The 20,996-nt window shown below is 38.9% G+C and carries 20 protein-coding genes and 1 pseudogene; 11 read left to right on the forward strand and 10 right to left on the reverse strand.

Features of this window, described 5'->3' with window-relative positions:
* The first annotated feature begins 270 nt into the window (after positions 1–270).
* The gene (locus tag FJR04_RS22630) at positions 271–759 is read left to right on the forward strand and encodes a DUF4149 domain-containing protein (RefSeq protein WP_168499058.1); all 489 of its coding nucleotides are present in this window, start codon (positions 271–273) and stop codon (positions 757–759) included.
* Between the two features lie 51 nt (positions 760–810).
* On the opposite strand, the gene FJR04_RS22635 is transcribed toward FJR04_RS22630, so the two are convergent.
* From FJR04_RS22635 to FJR04_RS22645, 3 genes are all read right to left on the reverse strand, one after another.
* The gene (locus FJR04_RS22635) at positions 811–1,092 is read right to left on the reverse strand and encodes a TMEM165/GDT1 family protein (protein WP_168499060.1); all 282 of its coding nucleotides are present in this window, start codon (positions 1,090–1,092) and stop codon (positions 811–813) included.
* A 74-nt stretch (positions 1,093–1,166) separates the two neighbouring features.
* A complete protein-coding gene (locus FJR04_RS22640) occupies positions 1,167–1,550 on the reverse strand; it encodes a TMEM165/GDT1 family protein (protein ID WP_168499062.1) in 384 nt (127 codons plus the stop codon).
* Between the two features lie 81 nt (positions 1,551–1,631).
* Entirely contained in the window at positions 1,632–1,982 is a 351-nt protein-coding gene (locus tag FJR04_RS22645) for a YkgJ family cysteine cluster protein (protein ID WP_168499064.1), read from the reverse strand.
* 269 nt (positions 1,983–2,251) lie between these two features.
* On the opposite strand from FJR04_RS22645, the gene psb30 reads away from it, so the two are divergent.
* The gene (psb30, locus tag FJR04_RS22650; RefSeq protein ID WP_072033639.1) at positions 2,252–2,371 is read left to right on the forward strand and encodes a photosystem II reaction center protein Ycf12/Psb30; all 120 of its coding nucleotides are present in this window, start codon (positions 2,252–2,254) and stop codon (positions 2,369–2,371) included.
* 91 nt (positions 2,372–2,462) lie between these two features.
* Here psb30 and recJ read toward each other — a convergent pair whose 3' ends face one another.
* Both recJ and FJR04_RS22660 read right to left on the reverse strand, forming a co-directional pair.
* On the reverse strand, positions 2,463–4,508 hold the full coding sequence (recJ, locus tag FJR04_RS22655; RefSeq protein WP_168499066.1) for a single-stranded-DNA-specific exonuclease RecJ: 2,046 nt from the start codon (positions 4,506–4,508) through the stop codon (positions 2,463–2,465).
* A 45-nt stretch (positions 4,509–4,553) separates the two neighbouring features.
* Complete coding sequence (locus FJR04_RS22660; RefSeq protein ID WP_168499075.1) at positions 4,554–6,527, reverse strand: DICT sensory domain-containing protein; 1,974 nt, start codon at positions 6,525–6,527, stop codon at positions 4,554–4,556.
* 669 nt (positions 6,528–7,196) lie between these two features.
* Here FJR04_RS22660 and FJR04_RS22665 point away from each other — a divergent pair.
* From FJR04_RS22665 to FJR04_RS22685, 5 genes and pseudogenes are all read left to right on the forward strand, one after another.
* On the forward strand, positions 7,197–9,467 hold the full coding sequence (locus FJR04_RS22665) for an amylo-alpha-1,6-glucosidase (protein ID WP_168499077.1): 2,271 nt from the start codon (positions 7,197–7,199) through the stop codon (positions 9,465–9,467).
* Between the two features lie 115 nt (positions 9,468–9,582).
* A pseudogene (locus FJR04_RS22670) lies at positions 9,583–10,035 on the forward strand (IS4 family transposase); the annotation flags it as partial.
* Positions 10,036–10,156: 121 nt separating this feature from the next.
* Positions 10,157–10,438, forward strand: a complete 282-nt coding sequence (locus FJR04_RS22675) for a hypothetical protein (protein ID WP_168499054.1) — start codon at positions 10,157–10,159, stop codon at positions 10,436–10,438.
* 5 nt (positions 10,439–10,443) lie between these two features.
* On the forward strand, positions 10,444–10,734 hold the full coding sequence (locus FJR04_RS22680) for a type II toxin-antitoxin system RelE/ParE family toxin (RefSeq protein WP_168499079.1): 291 nt from the start codon (positions 10,444–10,446) through the stop codon (positions 10,732–10,734).
* A 21-nt stretch (positions 10,735–10,755) separates the two neighbouring features.
* Positions 10,756–11,268, forward strand: a complete 513-nt coding sequence (locus FJR04_RS22685; protein ID WP_168499081.1) for a hypothetical protein — start codon at positions 10,756–10,758, stop codon at positions 11,266–11,268.
* A 171-nt stretch (positions 11,269–11,439) separates the two neighbouring features.
* On the opposite strand, the gene FJR04_RS22690 is transcribed toward FJR04_RS22685, so the two are convergent.
* A complete protein-coding gene (locus FJR04_RS22690) occupies positions 11,440–11,769 on the reverse strand; it encodes a DUF2973 domain-containing protein (protein ID WP_168499083.1) in 330 nt (109 codons plus the stop codon).
* 241 nt (positions 11,770–12,010) lie between these two features.
* Complete coding sequence (locus FJR04_RS22695) at positions 12,011–12,328, reverse strand: DUF2605 domain-containing protein (RefSeq protein WP_168499085.1); 318 nt, start codon at positions 12,326–12,328, stop codon at positions 12,011–12,013.
* Between the two features lie 441 nt (positions 12,329–12,769).
* Here FJR04_RS22695 and thrS point away from each other — a divergent pair, with 441 nt between their 5' ends.
* The 3 genes from thrS to FJR04_RS22710 all read left to right on the forward strand — a co-directional run bounded on the left by thrS (position 12,770) and on the right by FJR04_RS22710 (position 15,401).
* On the forward strand, positions 12,770–14,590 hold the full coding sequence (gene thrS, locus FJR04_RS22700) for a threonine--tRNA ligase (protein ID WP_168499087.1): 1,821 nt from the start codon (positions 12,770–12,772) through the stop codon (positions 14,588–14,590).
* 130 nt (positions 14,591–14,720) lie between these two features.
* Positions 14,721–15,011: a GIY-YIG nuclease family protein gene (locus FJR04_RS22705; protein WP_168499089.1), complete on the forward strand. Its 291-nt coding sequence runs from the start codon at positions 14,721–14,723 to the stop codon at positions 15,009–15,011.
* Positions 15,012–15,176: 165 nt separating this feature from the next.
* A complete protein-coding gene (locus FJR04_RS22710; protein ID WP_168499056.1) occupies positions 15,177–15,401 on the forward strand; it encodes a hypothetical protein in 225 nt (74 codons plus the stop codon).
* A 154-nt stretch (positions 15,402–15,555) separates the two neighbouring features.
* On the opposite strand, the gene ftsH3 is transcribed toward FJR04_RS22710, so the two are convergent.
* From ftsH3 to FJR04_RS22725, 3 genes are all read right to left on the reverse strand, one after another.
* On the reverse strand, positions 15,556–17,400 hold the full coding sequence (gene ftsH3 / locus FJR04_RS22715; RefSeq protein WP_168499091.1) for an ATP-dependent zinc metalloprotease FtsH3: 1,845 nt from the start codon (positions 17,398–17,400) through the stop codon (positions 15,556–15,558).
* A gap of 368 nt (positions 17,401–17,768) precedes the next feature.
* Positions 17,769–18,554, reverse strand: a complete 786-nt coding sequence (locus FJR04_RS22720) for a hypothetical protein (protein WP_168499093.1) — start codon at positions 18,552–18,554, stop codon at positions 17,769–17,771.
* 58 nt (positions 18,555–18,612) lie between these two features.
* Positions 18,613–19,848, reverse strand: a complete 1,236-nt coding sequence (locus FJR04_RS22725; RefSeq protein WP_168499095.1) for an acetate kinase — start codon at positions 19,846–19,848, stop codon at positions 18,613–18,615.
* Between the two features lie 120 nt (positions 19,849–19,968).
* On the opposite strand from FJR04_RS22725, the gene FJR04_RS22730 reads away from it, so the two are divergent.
* Positions 19,969–20,996: class I SAM-dependent DNA methyltransferase (locus FJR04_RS22730; protein WP_168499097.1), on the forward strand; the 1,028-nt coding region annotated here is incomplete at its 3' end.

Consider the following 20,996-nt stretch of genomic DNA (forward strand, 5'->3'; position numbering starts at 1 on the left):
TTAATGTCAGACCGTATAAATCCTGCAAATAAACAGATTGTTGATGTCTGACCTATCAATATGCAATTTGCGTAAGTCCTGGTCATTATCGGCGAGTGAGTTGAACCGTTTTGAATTATTTGTTAATCAAACTTCAAAATTGTTAACAAACTCACCTAAAAATCCTTTTATAAGTTTATTTTTTTATTTGTTTGTAACAGTTAGTTGATATTTGTTGTCAAAGTGATTCTCTTAGTTAGACACTAAGAAGACAACAAAGCAATTATTTTTATGAACGCTATTTCTAATCTCGAATTTAAACGGTCAACTTGGCAAACAGCCATGATGTTAACTCTAGGCTTTTGGCTCAGTGCTAGTCTAGCTTTAGATTGGGTAATTATGCCTAGCCTTTATTTTGCTGGCATGATGAACGAAGCTAATTTTTCTGCCGCAGGTTATGTGATTTTTGGAAACTTTAATCGCTTAGAATTGTTATCTGCTGGTGTAGTTTTAACTTCTGTACTGGCTATTAGCAAAACTAAATCTAATTGGCCTTGGCGCAGTATTGTATTATCTGGACTACTGTTAACAGTTGCATTACTAGATACTTATTTTTTAACTCCCCAAATGTGCGCTCTCGGAACTAATTTAAGCTTCCTACCTAGTAATCCAGTTCCAGCAACAATGAACTTACTACACGGCGGTTATTTCGGTCTAGAAGCCTTGAAGATAGTAGCAGGAGGTATGCTTTTAAATTGGTGTTGGCGGGAAGCTAAGTAAGAGAGAAAAGGCAAAAGTAGTTGTAAATAGATTTCTCATTCTCTCTTTTGTCTAATTTTCATCACTATTGGGTAATAACAAACGGATAGCAAGAATGGCAAAACCGATGGCGGCGATCGCTTTTAAAATGCGTGTAGGTAAAAATTGAGAGACAGCACCACCCGCTAATGCTCCCAAAAGACTGGTTAATACTAAAGCACCTGCTGTACCAAAAAATATAGCCCTTCGAGATTGTCCTTGTCCAGAAAGAGCGATCGCTGCTAACTGACTTTTATCACCCAATTCTGACAAAAACACCGTCACAAAGCTCAGTCCTAAAAGATGCCAGTCCATAGTTCCTCAATCCACAATATTTAATCCAAGTTGCTAGTTACGTAAAATTAGATTGAATTGTCAATTATCAATTGTCAATTATCAATTTTTATCACATCCCAAACCAACATCAGGGAAATTAGCAGCAACATCACTCCGGCTGATTTCTCAACAGTTTTTGGACTAAGTTTAGTAGATATCCAACCACCTAATAATACACCCAACAAACTAGTAGTAATTAATGCTACTGCTGAACCAAGGAACACTACCCAAGGTGCATGAGATTCTGCACTCATTAACAGGGTAGAGAGTTGGGTTTTATCACCAATTTCCGCGAGAAAAATAGTAATAAAGGTTGTCCCAAATACCATAAACACAGATTCTTTGGTTTTGCCATTATCCTTAACTATAGGCTGATGTAGCTGGTTTTCAGTTTCAGATAAGTTAGCAAGGCTGACAGGTGCAGTATCAAGTTTCACAGGTGTTAGTGCTGTCTCTAAGTGGTTTTCATATTCTTTTCATTTTCTCATAATGTTGTCATAAATTGCAACCTGACTGAATCAAAAACCGACAGCTTGATCAAAACGGATAATTTCCAAACTGCGATCGCCGTAAACCCCCTCAATTTGCTGACGACAGCAAGCGATCGCAAAATCGTTCACATCTTCCGGTTCAATCCCATACATCTCCTCAAACGTCTCTGCTTCCACGCGACAGAAACGAGGACGGGTAGAGTAGATTTTACATTCCCGTGTGGTATTGTCATAATTTACGCACCATCCCCCCTCACCCACCATACTGAGATAAAGTTCTAAATCCGGTGGTGAAAGATACTCTTCCAAATCTGGACGATCCGCTGGTGTCAAGTTACAACAAGCACCACACTGAGATATACATTGCCAAGTAGCCATATTTTTCACCCTCTAGTATTCCTGCTATTCTACTTGTAGCAACCGCCAAGATGATTAGGACATGAAATAATGATCAAACCTAGACACAAATAGACTTTCAACTCTGTCACCTGTTACCTGTCACCTGTCACCTGCTATATTTATGACTTTTTCTATAATTTTGTGAAGTAAATTAAATTTTAGATCCCCCGGACAGATATGATAAGTTTCGGGTTGTGCTATTAAATTATTCAATCTTTTAAAACCATTAAAATCACTGGGAGGAAAAAATGGACATTTTAGCTAACATCAATTGGGAAGTTGTCTTGCAATTAACTTGCGTGGGACTAATTGTAGTTTCAGGTCCCATAGTAATCTTCGTTCTAGCATTTCGCAACGGCAACTTATAAATTGGGTAATGGGTAATGGTTTTTGTAATCACCAATTACCCATTTGTTCAGAATCGGGGGTTAAATCCCCGCTTAAAAAAGTTTTTAATCTTTAATTCTGTGCAGTGGTTGATAAAGCCTGAATTGCAGTTTGAATAATGCCCTCATAGACAGGTTGAGATAAATTTACCTGTTCAGCATTTTCGCGGTTAAAACCTAACAGACCAAATTTATCTTCTGGCCGCATCACTAAAACTTTACCTTCAGAGTTTTTAACTCTTAATTCTGTACTTACACCATTATTATAGATTCCACAAGTATATTGACGCTGTTTGTATTCAAAATTAGCCCGCGATAGGTTTGATGAAATGGTAAAAAGGTTAACAACGTGATTTGGAAGTTTTGCACCAACTAACTCCATTTCAATCGTAGTTTTACCATTAAAGTTATTTTCCCGAAGTTTGTAAGCAATATCCAATCTTGATGGTAAGGGGAAATAATCACCCCAACGCCATGCTATCCCTTTCAGTTCCTGACGCTGATTGTCGAGAGTTTGGGATACAGTCAATTTAATGTGACCTTTACCAACAATTTTCTGTTCAATGACTTGGATATTTGGAGTCCAAAAGATTGGATCTGAGTTATCAATTCCGCAAGGATGAAGAATATTTAACTGTTGGTAAAGATCCTGATTAATGTCGTGAATATTCACTTGAGTATCAATTTTCAGGAGAGGTTTGAGGTGTTGGAGTTGCAAACACTGATTTGCAAATTCAGATAACCGCAACCGGAAAGCTGATAAATTTTCTGCTGGTAAAGAAAATCCCCCCGCAGCTTTGTGTCCCCCAAATTTACCCAGTAAATCCCGACTAGCATCTAAAGCTGCAAATACATGAAATTCAGGAATTCCCCGCGCTGAACCCCGAATTATGGTTTCCTGTTCATAAGTACCAATAAAAACAGGAACACCGTAACGTTCTAGTAAGCGAGAAGCAACAATACCAATGACACCATGATGCCAATTATCTTTGATAACAACTAATACGCGGTCTTTTTGTAAAGAGTTTATATATAAATCTTCAACAATAGCGATCGCCTCTTTTTCAATTTCCTCACACATTTGCTGACGTTGAGTATTAGTTTGTTCACACTGAATAGCTTTAGCTAGTGCTACTCCAAAATCATCAGTTGTCAGCAAATCAATGACAATTTGTGGATCACCTATTCTCCCTATAGCATTAATTCGTGGACCTAATCGAAAACCAATATCTTCCGGTTTTAACGATTTGGGATTTTGGGGTTTTTCTCCTTCACTAGCTTGAACTCCCGCAATTTGAATTAATGCTTGTATTCCTGGTAAAGTAGATTTTGGTAATAGCTTTAAACCCCGTTTTACCCACCGACGATTCACACCCGTTAAAGGTGCTAAATCGGCAATAGTTCCTAATGTAAATAAAGCTAACAGCGGTTGAACTAAACCTTTCAGTTCTCCTAATTGCTGTGCTAAACAAACCGCTAAAATATAAGCTACACCCACACCAGCTACACCCCGATAGGGAGAAGATTCAGCTATTAGTTTCGGGTTGAGAATTGCGTTAGCGGGCGGTAATACTTGCGGAATATCATGATGATCTGTTATAATAACCTTTAAGCCCAGTTCTCTGGCTCTAGTAATTGGTTCAACAGCAGAAATGCCATTATCTACCGTGAGAATCAGTTTCACCCCTTCATCGTGAAATTCTTCGACAATCCGGTTATTGATGCCATAACCATCGTGCATTCGACTAGGGATAGCATAATCAACATCAGCACCCAAAGCCCGGAGACTCCTCAGCAGTACTGCAGTACTAGTCATACCATCGGCATCATAGTCTCCACATATAGCGATCTTCTCTTTACTGGCGATCGCCATTTCTAATAATTCCACACTCGCAGCTAAATCAGGGAATTCTTCGAGAGGAGAAGGTAAATTTAGAGATTCGGGTTCTAAAAATATCTTGGCATCTTCTGGGGTTTCCATCCCCCGATTAATTAACAATTGGCTGATAATGGGGGATATATTCGTTAAATTTGCTAATTTATCAGCTAATTCTGGACTTGTCTGGCAAATTTGCCAGCGTTGATTAGGTAAACGCCTGGGAGATTGGTCATTAGTCATAGAGGAGAACAGTTTAAAAGATTGTCAATTGTCAATTATCAATTGTCAATTGTTAACAATAGGAATTGTAAAATGAAACTGACTACCTTTATCTTTACCTGTAGAATCAGCCCAAATTTTTCCTTCCCAGCCGTTGACAATTTGCCGACAAATTGCTAAACCCAATCCAGTCCCCCCAGTCGTCCGGCGTAATGCCCCTTCTTCTTGATAAAAGCGGTCAAAAACGATTTCTAGGCGATTTGGTTCAATGCCTCGCCCTGTGTCAGATACGGTGACTTCTAGCATCTCCTGACCATTGGTAATGGCTTGAATAGTAATTTCTCCAGCAGAGGGAGTAAATTTACAAGCATTATCAACAAGTTTGGCTATTACCTCAACCAACCAATCACCGTCAGCCCTGACGAGAGGTAAGGTTTGGGGAATGTTAGTTTTAATTTGTGGTATTTTCTCTTGGCTAGAGCGTGTCCGTAACCGACTGAGTGCTAAATCTATACATTCTTGAATAGCTAAAGATTCAGGATGCCATTCGACTCTGCCACTTTCTAAGTTAGAAAGAGTTAAAAAGTCTTGTACCAGTTTCCGCATTCGTTCGGAATCGGAAAGGGCTGTACTCAGCATTACTTGTTGCAATTCCCAAGGCATATCGGGTTCGGTAGCCAAGCTTTCTAAACAAACTTGAATTGTCGAAAGGGGGGTGCGGAGTTCGTGACCAGTAATTGCAATTAAGTTACTCCGAGTGCGGTCTAAAGCTTCTAGTTGTTTGTTGAGTTCTTCTAAATTAGCAAAAGATTCTGCTTGAATGAGTGCTGCACCGATGTGGGTAGCGATCGCTTTTACTAAGTCTAACTCTCCAGCTTGCCATTCATGGGGAGGAAAATAACAATAATGTAATTCCACAATTCCCAACAATCGTCCTTGATATAATACAGGTTCTATTAACCAAGAACGCACGCCAAACTGCTTCACAATTGAGGATAAGGCTGATGATTTCTTGACATCATGATCTGCTAGGGTATCAGCGACACAGACCCCTTCCAATTGTTTGAGTACCTGTTGAAATAGAGGATTATGTTCTAACTCCCAACTTTGCCCTAGTACAGATGTGACATGAGAATTCAAAAATTCATGTTCAATTATGGCTTTAGCATCTGTAGCTTGGGCGCGATAAATTAGACAACGACAGGCTTCTAAATGTTTACCTAATTCTTGTGCGGCAACTTGGAGAATTTCTTGAGGATCAAGCGATCGCCTAATTGCTGTACTAATTGAATTTACCAATCGCTCTTTCCGGGCTTGATCAGCAATAGAACGATAGGCTTTATGCAGCTTATACTGACTAGCTTGTAAATATGTCACCAACCTTTGTACAAACGGGTCTGTATCAAGATCGCAAGCATACTCATGACGAGAATTCACTCCTACCTTGTTTATTGATTCCCCAATCCCAAGCCGCTGCTTAACTTCAGCCACTTTTTTGACTAAATCTGGTCTATAAACCTGAATTCTCTCTAATAACAATTGGGCTGCTCTTAAGCACACCCCTTTTTCCGATGTCCAAATCCCCTCAAATCTTCGCGCTGTATCCATATCCACGCTAGGAATCATTTCGGGGATATGTTTATTTTTTGACAGAGAACCAAGACTTTCTCTACATACCAAGCAGGTAGCATAGTTATCAGCAACTACCACTAAATGCCATTCTTGGGTTAAAGCGTCATCAGGCTCAAAAGCTATCTTTTCATAGTATTCTGAGCTATTAGCAAAATCCGTTTCTGGTGCAGATAATACGTATATTTGATGACTTTTTTCCGCAAGTCGTTGATAGCGATGGGCTTCTTGACGATAGAATCGCTCTTTTTGGAAACTAGCAATAATCAGAGGTTGGTTCAAGTTGGCTGCTAAAACCTGATCTTCCATTGCATGGGAGAGCGCCGTTAATGAAGCCTTAAAATATAACTGGGATCGCAGATGGGGATGTGACTTTAATAAATCACTCAGTACGGAAGTCGAAATACTCATGAATATAGTTAAACGCCCAATCTAGACAAGATTCACGTCACAGTTGCATTGTACAAGTTAAAAATGGTCAGTTGTCATTAAACACATCTTACCCATTACCCATTACCAGTAGGAAGAAAATTTATCTCTTTTTTGAACTCCAATATAGTTTTGATTGCTACTAAAGCTAAAATACCATAGCAGGGGCTAATGTGTAAGCCTGACTCAGTGGCTAAAAACTTAGTATTTCTCAAATTCATATCCTTATTTTAGATTATCCTCAAAAGATTGTGCTGGTTTGTCATTTTGTAAATATAGGAATCCGGTTTAATTCCTGATAGCTAAATAGTGGTAAATGAAATCTCAATACAGTAGAATATAAGAGACAGTAGTCAAAAATCAAACTCCGTTGTTACTTGATTTTTGATGAGAATTTTGTGAAGTGGGTATCCTGAGCCGCCACTTTGGACTTTACTAATATTTTATCTCTGGCTAAGTATTCTCTACCTTTAGCATCTCTGTCCATTGAGTCAAGCAGAAACTCTTTAAAAATAGCCAGTTTTCAGCCTTGACTTCTAATTGATAAGGTATACATTTAGAGAAATTCATTGTTTTAGTAGATTTAGTTACTTTCCCTTTTTAACCGCATCAAACTGAGTAAAATTAGACCTTTATAGGTAACTTTGGCTAATGACACCGGATACATTAATTACCCCCGAAAAGATTGTTTTAGATGGAAAAACCTTTACTATCGCAGAAAATTTACCTATCCCAGAATGGCCTTGTGTAGTCAGTGAAAGACCACAACCAACGTTGACAGTTAAAGATGATGATTTGTTTTTAGTAACAGATACTATTGGCAACATTTCTAGTTGTTCTCTAGATGAAGCTAATTCTAGCATGGGGCTATTTTGCCGTGATACGCGGTTTTTGAGTCGTTTAGAATTGCAAATTGATGGGCGATCGCCTGTTTTACTGAGTAGCACAGCTAACAAAGGTTTTGCTTTATCAGTATTGTGTACCAATTCTAAAAGTACGGACGGACTCAAAGCTGATACTGTCGGTATTCGTCGAGAAATTGTCCTCAATGGCGCACTCTTTGAAGAAATCGAAGTAGCTAACTACAGCACCACCAGCATTAGTTTTGAACTGAGTCTCAGCTTTGACGCAGATTTTGTGGATCTATTTGAAGTTCGGGGTTTTGGTCGGGAAAAACGAGGGCAAATTTTACGTCTGATAGAACCCACAGATTCAGAAATTGAGACAGTTCCCAATGTTCAATCTCAACACCAAAAAGAAGAATCCCTCACCTTAGCTTATCAAGGTTTAGACAGTTCGATCATGGAATCGCGCGTGCAGTTCCAGCACCGACAACCCGATTATTTCCAAGGTTATACTGCTGTTTGGCGCATAGAATTAGCTTCTCATGAAACCAAAAAGCTAGGCTATCGTTTGAATGTGTTAATCAACAACAATCCTGCTTCTACAGTTGATGCAGCCATCACCTTGGGACAAGCAAAGGCTTCTGAGATGATGGAAGAACAAAATTGGGTACAACAAATTACCCGCATTAGTTCTGATAAAAGTCTTTTCAATCGGGTAATTGAAAGAGCAGAACAAGATATGTATTTGTTGCGCCAATCTTTTGGTAAACATAAAACTGTTTCTGCTGGTGTCCCTTGGTTTTCGACTTTGTTTGGCCGGGATTCTATTATTACCGCTTCCCAAACATTGATGTTAAATCCACAAATTGCCAAAGAAACTTTGACAATCTTGGCTGACTACCAAGGGAAAACCGAAGATGAATGGAGAGAGGAAGAACCAGGCAAAATTTTACATGAATTGCGTTTAGGGGAAATGGCAAGGTGTCAAGAAATTCCCCATACTCCCTATTACGGAACAATTGATGCGACTCCTCTGTGGTTAATGTTGTATGCTGAATACTACGCCTGGACACATGATCTAGAAACCTTGGAAGCACTTTGGCCAAATGCTTTAGCAGCAATGGATTGGATAGATCGGAATATGCAAAAAACCGGCTATCTTAGCTATTATCGCCGCTCAAAACGGGGTTTAAATAATCAAGGTTGGAAAGATTCTGGTGATTGTATTGTTAACCGCAAAGGGGAATTAGCCACAGGTGCAATTTCTTTGAGTGAAGTGCAAGCTTATGTTTATGCTGCTAAAGTCAAATTAGCCGAAATTGCGAAGATGAAAAAACGGCTAGATTTAGCAGAACTTTGGCTAGAAGAAGCGAGAACTTTGCAGGTTCGCTTTAATGAGGATTTTTGGATAGAAGACCAAGATTTTTGTGCTTTGGCTTTAGATGGAGAAGGAAATCAAGTAGATAGTATTACCTCTAATCCAGGACATTGTTTATCTTTGGGAATCTTTACCCCAGAAAAAGCCTACAGTGTGGCGGAAAGATTGGGAGCGCCTGATATGTTTAATGGTTGGGGAATTAGGACTTTAAGTAGTTTGTCACCAGCTTATAATCCGATGGGTTATCACGTTGGTTCAGTTTGGCCTCATGATAATAGTTTAATTGGGATGGGATTGCGATCGCTCGGTTTAATTGATCAATCTTTGGAATTATTTCAAGGGTTATTCAACATGACTTCCCAGCAACCTTACCAACGCCCACCAGAACTGTTTTGCGGTTATGAAATGACAGGTGATAATGCTCCTGTACAGTATCCCGTTGCTTGTACTCCCCAAGCTTGGGCTACTGGTAGCATCTTTCAACTATTGCAAATGATGGTGAATTTAGTTCCTGATATGCAAAATAATTGTTTGCGAATTATTGACCCGGCTTTACCAGAATCAATCAACCGGTTATCTTTACACAATTTGCGTGTTGGTGCAACTATCCTTGATTTGGAATTTGAACGTTCTGGTAGCACTACCGCTTGTCGGGTTGCCAAAAAACGCGGGAATCTCCGAGTAGTAATAGAAGCGTAAATAGTTTCTGAATGTGGATTTACAGGATAGGTAGAAAATACATAATCAATTATGTTAAATCTTCTATTTATCCTCTAAATTCTCTATAAAGCAGTTACATTTAGAAGTTCATAGAGGGAAAACTTGGCATCGTTATTTAACAAATATCGTGGATGACGAGCAATTATCAGCAGAAGAAGTTTGTGAATTATATCGAAGAAGATGGAAAATAGAAGAAGCATTTTTACTAACTAAAAGGTTATTAGGATTAGCATATATTTGGGTAGGACACAGTAATGGAGTACAAATTCAGATTGTAGCGACTTTAATTTTTTACGCGGTGCTAAATCAATTAGTTTCAGACGTAGCAGTTGCTTTAGGTCAGCCAAAAGAAAAAATATCAGTAGAAATGGTTTTTAGAAGTTTATATTATGTAGCTAAATCCGTAGAAAGGGGTGAGAATCCCGATATCGTCACCTATTTAGTCCAACTAGCAAAATTATTTGGTTTAGTCAAAGCTATCAGGAAACGACATCGAGAAACACAACAAATCAGAAAGCAAATTTGGGAGGCTGTACCGTTAAGTTGACACCAATGAGCAATGCTAAACCCCTACGTTTTGGGTATGGTTTGTAAATGATGAGATAGCGTTTTTTGGAGAATGAAGAGCGATCGCAGTATAATGTAAGTAGCTTTTCACCCATATTTCTATGAAATTAACAGAAATTTTACCCTCACTGCAAAAATTATCTCATCAAGAGAAAATCAAAGCCATTCAATTTTTAGCCACAGAATTAGCTAAAGAAGAAAATTTAACAGCAGCATCACTTGAATATGGAGAGATAAATACAGAATTAAATTTTCAATCTCTTACAGAAACAGAAATGATTGAGCAAAGTAAATCTGCTTTAGAAAGCTACCTGCGTACAGGTTCAGGAGTCAAACATGAACAAGTGCGGAAATGGGCAAATAATTTAGGAGTCCAAAAATAACACTCATGTCTGAGATAGTTTGGACAGAAACAGCTATTAGTGACTTAAATCGGCATTACGATTTTATATCACTTAATAATCCTGATGCAGCAGCACGCGCAGTACAAGCAATAGTTTCTTCGGGTGAAAGTCTACAACAAAATCCGCGACGTGGTGCAATTGTGGATGAAATAGCAGGATTACGAAAACTTTTAGTATCTTTTGGTAAATACGGTTTTATAATTCACTACGTTATTCTTGAAGATGATGTGATTATTTTACGAATCTATCACGGTCGAGAGAATAGACCTATTTAGTCAAACTGTAATTAATTCTCTATGTTAAACCTCACCAAAATTCAAACCCTAGCTCAAGAATATAGTCCCCAGGAACTTTTTGCAGCTTTGGTATGGCAACGTCGCTTTAATCAGTTTAATGGAGAGGAGGTTATCAAGGATCTTAGTCAAAATTCTCATTTATGGGCGAGTTTTCTGTTTACAAAACCAATTTTTGCCCCAGATGAAAATGGTTTAAGTTTTGGTGGTTTGGTAGATACATTATTAGCAATGGCAAATTATCGCCCCATGCCAGAATCAAGTATAATTCATTTTGTCGCTTATCCTGGGGATACTCTCTACATTTTGACAGAAAACCAAGATACTATAGTTTCTCCGCTTTTAGAGTTGGGTAAGAAGTGGCGTGCAGACTCAGTTGATATTACAGATGGTAATAATGAAGAGTATGGTTTGCGACTTCAGCGCAGGTTACAAATTAGGTTACAAGGGGGTTTAGAAAGTGAGTCGTTTTGGGAACAGCGAGATGGTGTAGTTATTGCTTATTGGTGGGATTAAGAATTAAAAAATATTGTCAATGTCAATGCTGTAAATCCTTTAATCGGTGGATATCCTGATTCTGAGAAAATTAATCATCAATCATCTTTAAAAAGATGAATAAACACAATAATAAGGGGTCAAGCACATTGCTAAACCCCTTACAATATTCCGAATCATAAAAAGTGTAAATTAAGCGCCTTCTGGACGTTCAATTTTTTGACCAGGAGAAGATTCATAAAGAGCATCTAACTGTTCCCGTGCATCTTCAACATTAATTGAACGCATTACCAACAGAGGTTCTTTAATCACATTACCTGCGCTGTCTAACAATTCAGGATGGGGTACATACTGCTTTCTAGCTGCATAATAACCAAATCCACCTTTATTACTAAGTGAGGATTGGTTAGTGGGATAAGTTCGTTCCCTATCAAAACTGAACATGATCAGATTCCGAATTAAATTACCAACAGCTATAAATGCAAGAATGGTGAAAGCTAAAATATATAGTAGGTGTAGCATGGAATTTTCCTCCAAAACAGCAAGGGTTAAAATGTTATCTCGTAAAACTTCAAACTCCGTAAATTATTGGTTTACGGAAGAAGTAGATGTAAAATTATTTACTTTTGCGCGTATGTTATATGATGCAATCCTTATATTCAGATTAAGGTAACATGAGACACATTATTTTTTTATGAAAACAATGTTAAGAATCGTCTAATATCTTTACGATTTCTAATTTATTTAGATTTTGTCACGGGGTTCATAATTCCTTTGACTGACCTAAACGCATTCCCACACTCCAACATTCTGTAACTAACTGATGCCAAGGCATTACAGTTGCCATATCAATTCCGACTTTTTGATCAGTTGCTGTAAACAACATCTTGGCCGCATTGAGTTCATCTTGTGCATCTTTGACTCGTTTTAGTAAGTCAAACTGCTTTTCTTCACTCATAAATTGGATTTTCTCATTTTCCAGGATTTGACGGTATCGCCCAAACCAATATTGAAAATCCTCTAGCAACGGCTCTAAGACTACTTTCAGTAAATCAGCACTTGGTAGATTCGAGTCCCCCATATATGAGAAGCATATTTCCTAATTTCCTTTTAATATTAACGTTATTTACGATTCTTAACAATCACTTCATAAGTTTTTAGATGAAAAAAGTTAAGAATCTGTGACTTGAGATACAAAGCACAATTATATAAATTTGGCAATAGTTTTGTAAAGATCCTTGGGAGTAAGCCTGAATATGTCTAAAGGCATAATTTAAAAATTGACAATTGACAATTACCTCGCCCTGGAAGTGCGAGGATTGAGAAATTGATAGATATGACAGAAAAATCATCAGCGTTTATCTGCGTTTATCTGCGGTTAAAATTCTGCTCATAGACTTTTGCCAGAAGCCCATGGTTGGGCTAAATTAGGAGAAACTATAGCCAGTGGACTATTATTTATTTTGTAAAGATATTTTTTGTCAACTTTATTTTTAACACTTCGCCAAAATTTTAACAGCCGATGTCGCCAAATCAAGAAACCCAACCAGCCGAAAAAATTTATTTACCCCGTACCAGCGAATCAGAAACATTAAAAAAGATTCGTCACACAGCTTCCCATATCATGGCAATGGCAGTACAAAAGCTGTTTCCCAAGGCGCAAGTCACAATTGGTCCTTGGATTGAAAATGGGTTTTATTATGACTTTGACAGTCCAGAACCCTTCAGCGATAAGGATTTGAAAACCATTCAAAAAGAAATGCTGAAGATTATTAATCGCAAATTGCCATTAATTCGCGAAGAAGTCAGCCGCGAAGAAGCACAACGCCGCATAGAAGCCATTAAAGAACCCTATAAACTAGAAATTCTCGAAGATATCAAACAAGAACCCATCACAATTTACCATTTGGGAGATCAATGGTGGGATTTGTGCGCTGGGCCTCACCTCGAAAATACCAGTGAAATTAACCCCAAAGCCCTAGAATTAGAAAGCGTAGCTGGTGCTTATTGGCGGGGTGATGAAAAGAAAGCTCAGTTACAGCGCATTTACGCCACAGCTTGGGAAACTCCCGAACAACTAGCTGAGTACAAACGCCGGAAACAAGAAGCCCTGCGCCGTGACCATCGTAAACTGGGTAAGGAACTAGGATTATTTATCTTTTCCGATTTAGTCGGTCCTGGTTTACCCTTGTGGACTCCGAAAGGGACTTTATTAAGAACGATTTTAGAAGACTTCCTCAAAAAAGAACAATTAAAACGGGGTTATTTACCTGTAGTTACTCCCCACATTGCCAGAGTAGATTTATTTAAAACATCTGGACACTGGCAGAAATACAAGGAAGATATGTTTCCTTTAATGGCTGAAGATGAGGAAGCAAGAGCGATAGAACAGGGTTTTGTTCTCAAGCCAATGAACTGCCCTTTCCATATCCAAATATACAAGAGTGAATTACGCTCTTATCGGGAATTACCGATGCGGTTAGCGGAATTTGGTACAGTTTACCGTTATGAACAATCTGGGGAACTGGGTGGTTTAACAAGAGTGCGCGGTTTTACTGTTGATGATTCTCACTTATTTGTGACTCCCGAACAACTAGACAGCGAATTTCTGAATGTTGTAGATTTGATTTTGTCAGTATTTGGAAGTCTGCAACTGAAGAATTTTAAAGCCAGACTGAGTTTTCGTGATCCAAGCAGTGATAAGTATATCGGTTCTGATGAAGCTTGGGATAAAGCTGAAGGGGCGATTCGTCGCGCTGTAGAACAATTGGGAATGGATTATTTTGAAGGGATTGGGGAAGCGGCATTCTATGGTCCAAAACTTGATTTTATCTTTAGTGATGCTTTGGAACGGGAATGGCAATTGGGAACTGTGCAGGTAGATTATAATTTACCGGAGCGGTTTGATTTAGAATATGTGGCTGAAGATGGTTCGCGTCAACGTCCGGTAATGCTTCACCGCGCCCCCTTTGGTTCTTTGGAACGGTTAATTGGGATTTTGATTGAAGAGTACGCGGGTGATTTTCCCTTGTGGTTAGCGCCTGTGCAAATCAGGTTATTACCTGTGGGTGATCTTCAGTTAGATTTTACTAAAGAGGTAGCAGCGAAGATGGTTGCGTTGGGAATTCGTGCGGAAGTAGATACGAGTGGCGATCGCCTGGGTAAGTTGATTCGCAACGCCGAAAAGGATAAAATACCTGTAATGGCGGTGGTTGGTGCGAAGGAAGTAGAAGCCAACAGCTTAAGTATCCGTACTCGTGCTTCCGGGGAGTTGGGAGTAATAACTGTAGATGAAGTTGTGAATAAGATCACAGAAGCAATTACTAATTTTAGTAATTTCTAGTAATGAGTAGGTTGGGTAGAACAAAATCAAACCTAACCTACAACTTTTTTGAACGGTAAATAACGCCATACATATTTAGGAGTCACTCATTGAACCCTACTGGAATGAAACCTTAAATTTATTTATACCAATGAATAAGCAGTTTTACATTTATATCATGACAAATAACCATAATAAAGTGCTTTACACAGGTGTAACGAATGACCTGATAAGAAGAGTTTATGAACACAAAGAAAAATTAATAGAAGGATTTACGAAAAAATATAATGTTAATAAATTAGTTTATTACGACATTTTTACAGATGCTACCAGTGCTATTGCTAGAGAAAAACAAATTAAAGCTGGTTCTAGACAAAAGAAAATTGATTTGATTAATAGCATTAATCAAGAATGGCGAGACTTGTATGAAAGTTTATTGTAATGATAATGGTATGTCATTGCGAACGGAACGAAGTGGAGTGAAGCAATCTCATCTTCACTAAGAGATTTAGCGATTGCTTCCCTTCGGTCGCAATGACAAATTCAAAAACTCTTCTAAGTCATACGTCATACCGAGAGATTTAGCGATTGCTTCCCTTCGGTCGCAATGACAAATTCAAAAACTCTTCTAAGTCATACGTCATACCGAGAGATTTTGCGATTGCTTCCCTTCGGTCGCAATGACAGCAAAGAAAAAGGACTTTTGGGCGTTATCTTCCGTAAATCCCAAAACAAAATTCAAGACCCTGCTAAATTAAAACGTAGTACAGCATTGGAACTGTTCCAAGGGATAACTGAGAATTTAGAAGTGAAATTAGAGGTGGAAGTTTAATCCTACATTCCACAAATATTAAAGCAAAAGTAAGAATTAAAAATTTAAAGAAAGTAAAGCCTGAAAAGATTGCATAGCAAAGATTTCAGGCTTTAATTTGGTAAAATATGGTATTGCTTTTGTGTTTAATTCAGCAAGCCATATTTAAGAAAAATTACGCGAAAGCTGCCATTTTCACATCGTTATTACCAAGAATTTCTTGTAATTCTTCAGCGTCTACGGTTTCTTTTTCAATCAGCATTTGAGCAATTTCATCTAATACCTTGCGGTTATTGACTAACACTTCTTTAGCTCGAATATAAGCAGTATCAACTAACTTACGAACTTCTTCATCAATAGCAGCAGCGGTTTCTTCAGAAAAGTCACGTTCTGACATAATATCTCGACCAAGGAACATATTTCCTTGTTGACGACCAAGGGCAACTGGACCCAAGCGATCGCTCATCCCAAACCGAGTTATCATTTGTTTAGCTACTCTGGCGACTTGTTGTAAATCGTTAGAAGCACCTGTAGTCACTTCCTCTTCACCAAAGATGATTTCTTCAGCGAGACGACCACCTAAAGCCACAGCCATCTGATTTTCCAAATAAGCACGGCTGTATAAACCAGTATCCATGCGGTCTTCGCTAGGAGTAAACCAAGTTAAACCACCAGCGCGACCACGAGGAATAATGCTAATCTTTTGTACAGGGTCATAGTCAGGCATTAAAGCCCCAACTAAAGCGTGACCTGCTTCATGGTATGCAACCAAAGTTTTGCGCTTTTCGCTCATTACCCGATCTTTCTTTTCAGGACCGGCTAATACACGATCAATTGCATCATTAATTTCATCCATCGAAATTTCGGTTAAATTCCGACGCGCTGCTAAAATTGCCGCTTCGTTGAGTAAGTTAGATAAATCTGCACCGGTAAAACCAGGAGTCCGACGCGCGATTTTATCCAAATCTACATCTTTAGATAAAGTCTTACCACGGGCGTGAACTCTCAATATTTCGCTTCTTCCAGCGTAGTCAGGACGGTCTACGACTACTTGACGGTCAAAACGACCAGGACGTAATAAAGCAGCGTCTAGGACATCAGGACGGTTGGTAGCAGCAATAATAATAATGCCGGTGTTACCTTCAAAGCCGTCCATTTCCGTCAGCAACTGGTTGAGGGTTTGTTCCCGTTCGTCGTTACCACCACCCAAACCAGCACCCCGTTGACGACCCACTGCGTCAATTTCATCAATAAAGACGATACAAGGAGCGTTGGTTTTCGCTTGTTCAAATAAATCGCGGACGCGGGAAGCACCCACACCAACGAACATTTCCACAAATTCAGAACCGGAAATTGAGAAGAAAGGAACACCAGCTTCACCAGCTACAGCCCGCGCGAGGAGGGTTTTACCTGTACCTGGAGGTCCAACTAAAAGTACACCTTTAGGAATTTTTGCACCAATAGCGGTAAAGCGATCGGCATTTTTCAAAAAGTCTACAACTTCATTTAGTTCTAATTTAGCTTGGTCAATACCTGCAACGTCCCCAAATGTAACTTGAGTTTGGGGTTCCATTTGCACTCTGGCTTTAGATTTACCAAAGTTCATGGCTTGGCTACCAGGACCACTTTGAGCGCGACGGAGAAGGAAAAATAAACCAACTAGCAGCAACGCAGGGAAGAATAAGCTGCTGAGAGCTTTAAACCAAAATCCTTCGTCGGCTTGAGGTAATACGGAAATATCAACACCTTTAGCGGTGAGGGTATTGATTAAATCTGGGTCGTTAACTAAGGTAACGATTTTTTTGTTGGCATCATATTTGGGTGTTACCAGTGCTGTAGACCGGTCGGAACTCAAACTGACTCTCTCAACTTTACCCTGTTCAACTTCTTGGATAAACTGACTGTAGCGCCATGTTTCTCTGGTTTGAGGTTGTTTGTCAAAAAATGCTGTTCCTAGAGCAATGACAACTATAAAAAGGAGCGCATACAGCCCCGTATTTCTCCATCTTTTATTATTCACCGATGTTTGTTCTCCTGTATTTTTTTGTGCTTATACGTAACTTCTCTGGGGAAGAGGACATTATGATAATTATGTTAACTTATTTTAAGATATCTCAAAATTATCCTCTTGTCATGATAAAAATTATCTCCCACTCTCCACAGGTCTAAAATTTGAGGATAGTAGGAGTTCTATTGTAACGATTCTAGAACAGAAGTCAGGGGGAAGGGGGAAGGTTACAGGTTACAGGTTACAGGTTACAGAGAAGAGGCAGGGGGCAGGGGAGCAGGGGGCAGGGGGCAGGGAGCAGGGGGCAGGGAGTAGAGGAGAAAAATATTCTTTTGCAACTGACAACTGACGACTGACGACTGACGACTGACAAATCACCATTAATCTTTTGGTGGTAACTTAATGCTATTTGTACCGTCGGGATTAGTTTCTACTATTCCTCCCAAGGCTTCAATCTCTTTAATTGCGCGTTTGCGAGTTTTTTCATCAACTTTATTATTCAATACCATAGTCCATGTAGCCACTCGCGCTGATTTGCTATCAGGATTTTTACTTAAAAATTCAGCGGTTTTTTGAGAAATTAATGCTACTTGTTTACTTTCTTCATCACTGTAAGTATTTGCCCATTCAGCAGCTTTGAGAAAAGATGTTTGTGCTGCTTGAGCATCACCTAAAAATAATAACTCATCTGTGCCTTTATAACGCCATATATAATAAGATTTTTGTGGTAATTGTGGAGATAGGGATTTTAATCCTTTGTCCATCAAAGCTATTGATCTTTCGGGCATTCCAGCGTATAAAGAGCTACTTACTGAAAGTCCTAGATAAGCTTCTAAAAAACGTGGATCTCGTCCTAAAATAACTTCAAAGTATTCTGGGCTAAGACTATATCCGGTTTGATCTCTGGCTTCATCATCGCCAAAGAATTGTAAAAAATCAATATATACCCAATTGGCAATTAAGTTGTCATAACTAAAACTAGGGATATTCTGGAGTAAGTTCAAGCGCAGACTTTCTTTTTTCTGGTCTTTTTCTAGGGTTTCGACGGGGATTGATTGTTTACTAATTAATAGTTTTTGCAGTTTCGGGATTTGCATTAAGCTAATGCTGATAATACACAAGCAAGCAACTAAAGGTGTGGTAATAGCTTCACGAGATAAAAACATACTTTTAGTAATTAAAAATTGATAATTAAAAATTAAAAATGAGGGCATATCCTCATTTCTATTGTTGCAGCAATTTGTAACATTGTTGCGCGATGCCTGCGGCGAGCTTTGCTATCGCCCAATCTTCTTGGGTTTCTATAACTAAAACTCGTACAGTTGAATTAGATGTAGCAATATCAACATCAATAGGTTGTTGCTGATTTTTCTCAAAGTCAATTTTCAGCCCCAAAAATCCCAAACTTTCACAAGCAGCTTCACGAATTGCTGCGGATTTTTCGCCTACGCCGGCGGTAAAGACTAAAACATCTAAACCTGCTAAACTAGCCAGCATTGCCCCGATACCAGCCCGTAAACGGTGTACGTATATATCCCAAGCTAGTTGGGCGCGTTGATTACCTTGCTCTTTTGCGGCTATCACCTCTCTTAAATCACTGGATACTCCAGAAATTCCTAGTAATCCAGATGCTTTATTTAACACTTTATCTAATTCTTCGCTAGAGTAATTATACTGTTGCAATAGATAAATTAAAATCCCTGGATCAACTGCACCGCTACGGCTACCCATCATTAAACCATCAAGAGGCGTAAATCCCATAGTTGTATCAATACTGCAACCATTTTTAATAGCGGCTAAGGAACAACCGTTACCTAAATGACAAGTAATTAACCGCAGAGATGATAAATTTTGTCCGAGAATTTCCGCTGCCTTACTAGCACAATATTGATGACTGATGCCATGAAATCCATAGCGGCGAATACCTGCTTCGGCTAATTGGTATGGGATGGGATAAATAGCGGCGGCATCGGGTAATGTGCTGTGAAATCCTGTATCAAAAACTGCGACTTGGGGGATATTTCCTAAACTTTTTTCAATGGCTTCTATCCCTGCCAAAGCGGCTGGATTGTGTGCTGGTGCGAGATTACATAAACGAGCGATCGCCTGTTTAACATCTTCCGTAATTATCACAGCATCTCGGTAATCTTGACCACCATGGACTACTCGATGTCCGACAACATTTATTACTGATAAATCATCAATTACCTTGGTTTTACCTTCTGTGAGGGTAGATAGCAGATAAGCAAATTGTACCTGTCGTGAATCACCCGCAATGGTTTCTTGCAGTTTTGCACCTGTCGCCGTTTTAACTGTAATTTCTGCCTGATTTTGGTCTTGAGTCCAGTTGATTTTCCCTTCCCATAGGGGTTGAGGTGCTAGGGTAGGAATGGGGGCTGTAATATCATACAGACAACTCTTTTGGCTGCTAGAACCGGCATTGAGGATAAGTATTTTCATAAAGTTGGATTGACGCACTATTCTAATTTAAGGCTCAAGGGATGTCTGACATAGTTAAGGATATTATAGAGTTCACCAAGGTAAAATTAATCCAGGGATGCGTAAAGGCTACTACACAAAATGGCAATTAAGAAAAGTGAACTTTATAGTTCTTTATGGAAAAGCTGTGATGAATTGCGGGGAGGTATGGATGCCTCTCAGTATAAAAATTATGTATTGGTTTTATTATTTGTTAAATACGTTTCTGATAGATATGCAGGTGTGGAAGATGCCACTATAGAAGTCCCTGAAGGTGGGAGTTTTCAGGATATTGTTAATTTAAAAGGCAAGCCGAATATAGGGGCAGAAATCAATAAAATTATTACCAATCTAGCTACGGCTAACGACTTGGGTAATATCTTTAATGATGCCGATTTTAATGATGCGGATAAGTTGGGGAAAGGTAAGGAAATGCAAGATAGGCTTTCTAACCTGGTGGCTATTTTTGAAACCCCGGCTTTAAACTTTAGTAAAAACCGCGCCGATGGAGATGATATATTAGGCGATGCTTATGAGTATTTAATGCGGAATTTTGCCACCCAGTCGGGTAAAAGCAAAGGACAATTTTACACTCCTGCGGAAGTCTCTCGCGTTATTGCTAAGGTGATAGGAATTAACACCGCAACCAGTCAAGAACAAACTATTTATGATCCTACCTGTGGGAGTGGTTCGTTATTATTAAAAGCCGCAGATGAAACTGATGTAAAAATTACCATTTACGGGCAAGAAATGGATAATGCAACTTACGCATTAGCCCGGATGAATATGATTTTACATGGACATCCTACTTCGGAAATTGAGCAAGATAATACTTTATCAACTCCCCATTTTAAAGATGATCAAGGTGGTTTAAAAACCTTTGATTTTGCAGTTTCTAATCCTCCCTTTTCTGTGAAAGCTTGGAGTACGGGTTTTAATCCAGAAAAAGACGAATTTAACCGATTTGATGGTTATGGAATTCCGCCGATTAAAAATGGTGATTACGCTTTTTTATTACATTTAGTTGCTTCCTTAAAACCTCACGGTAAAGGAGCAATAATTTTACCTCATGGCGTGTTATTTCGCGGGAATGCTGAGGCAGATATTAGAAAAAAGCTGATTCAACCAAT

It is taken from the genome of Anabaena sp. UHCC 0204, assembly GCF_009711975.1.
GTDB lineage: Bacteria > Cyanobacteriota > Cyanobacteriia > Cyanobacteriales > Nostocaceae > Dolichospermum.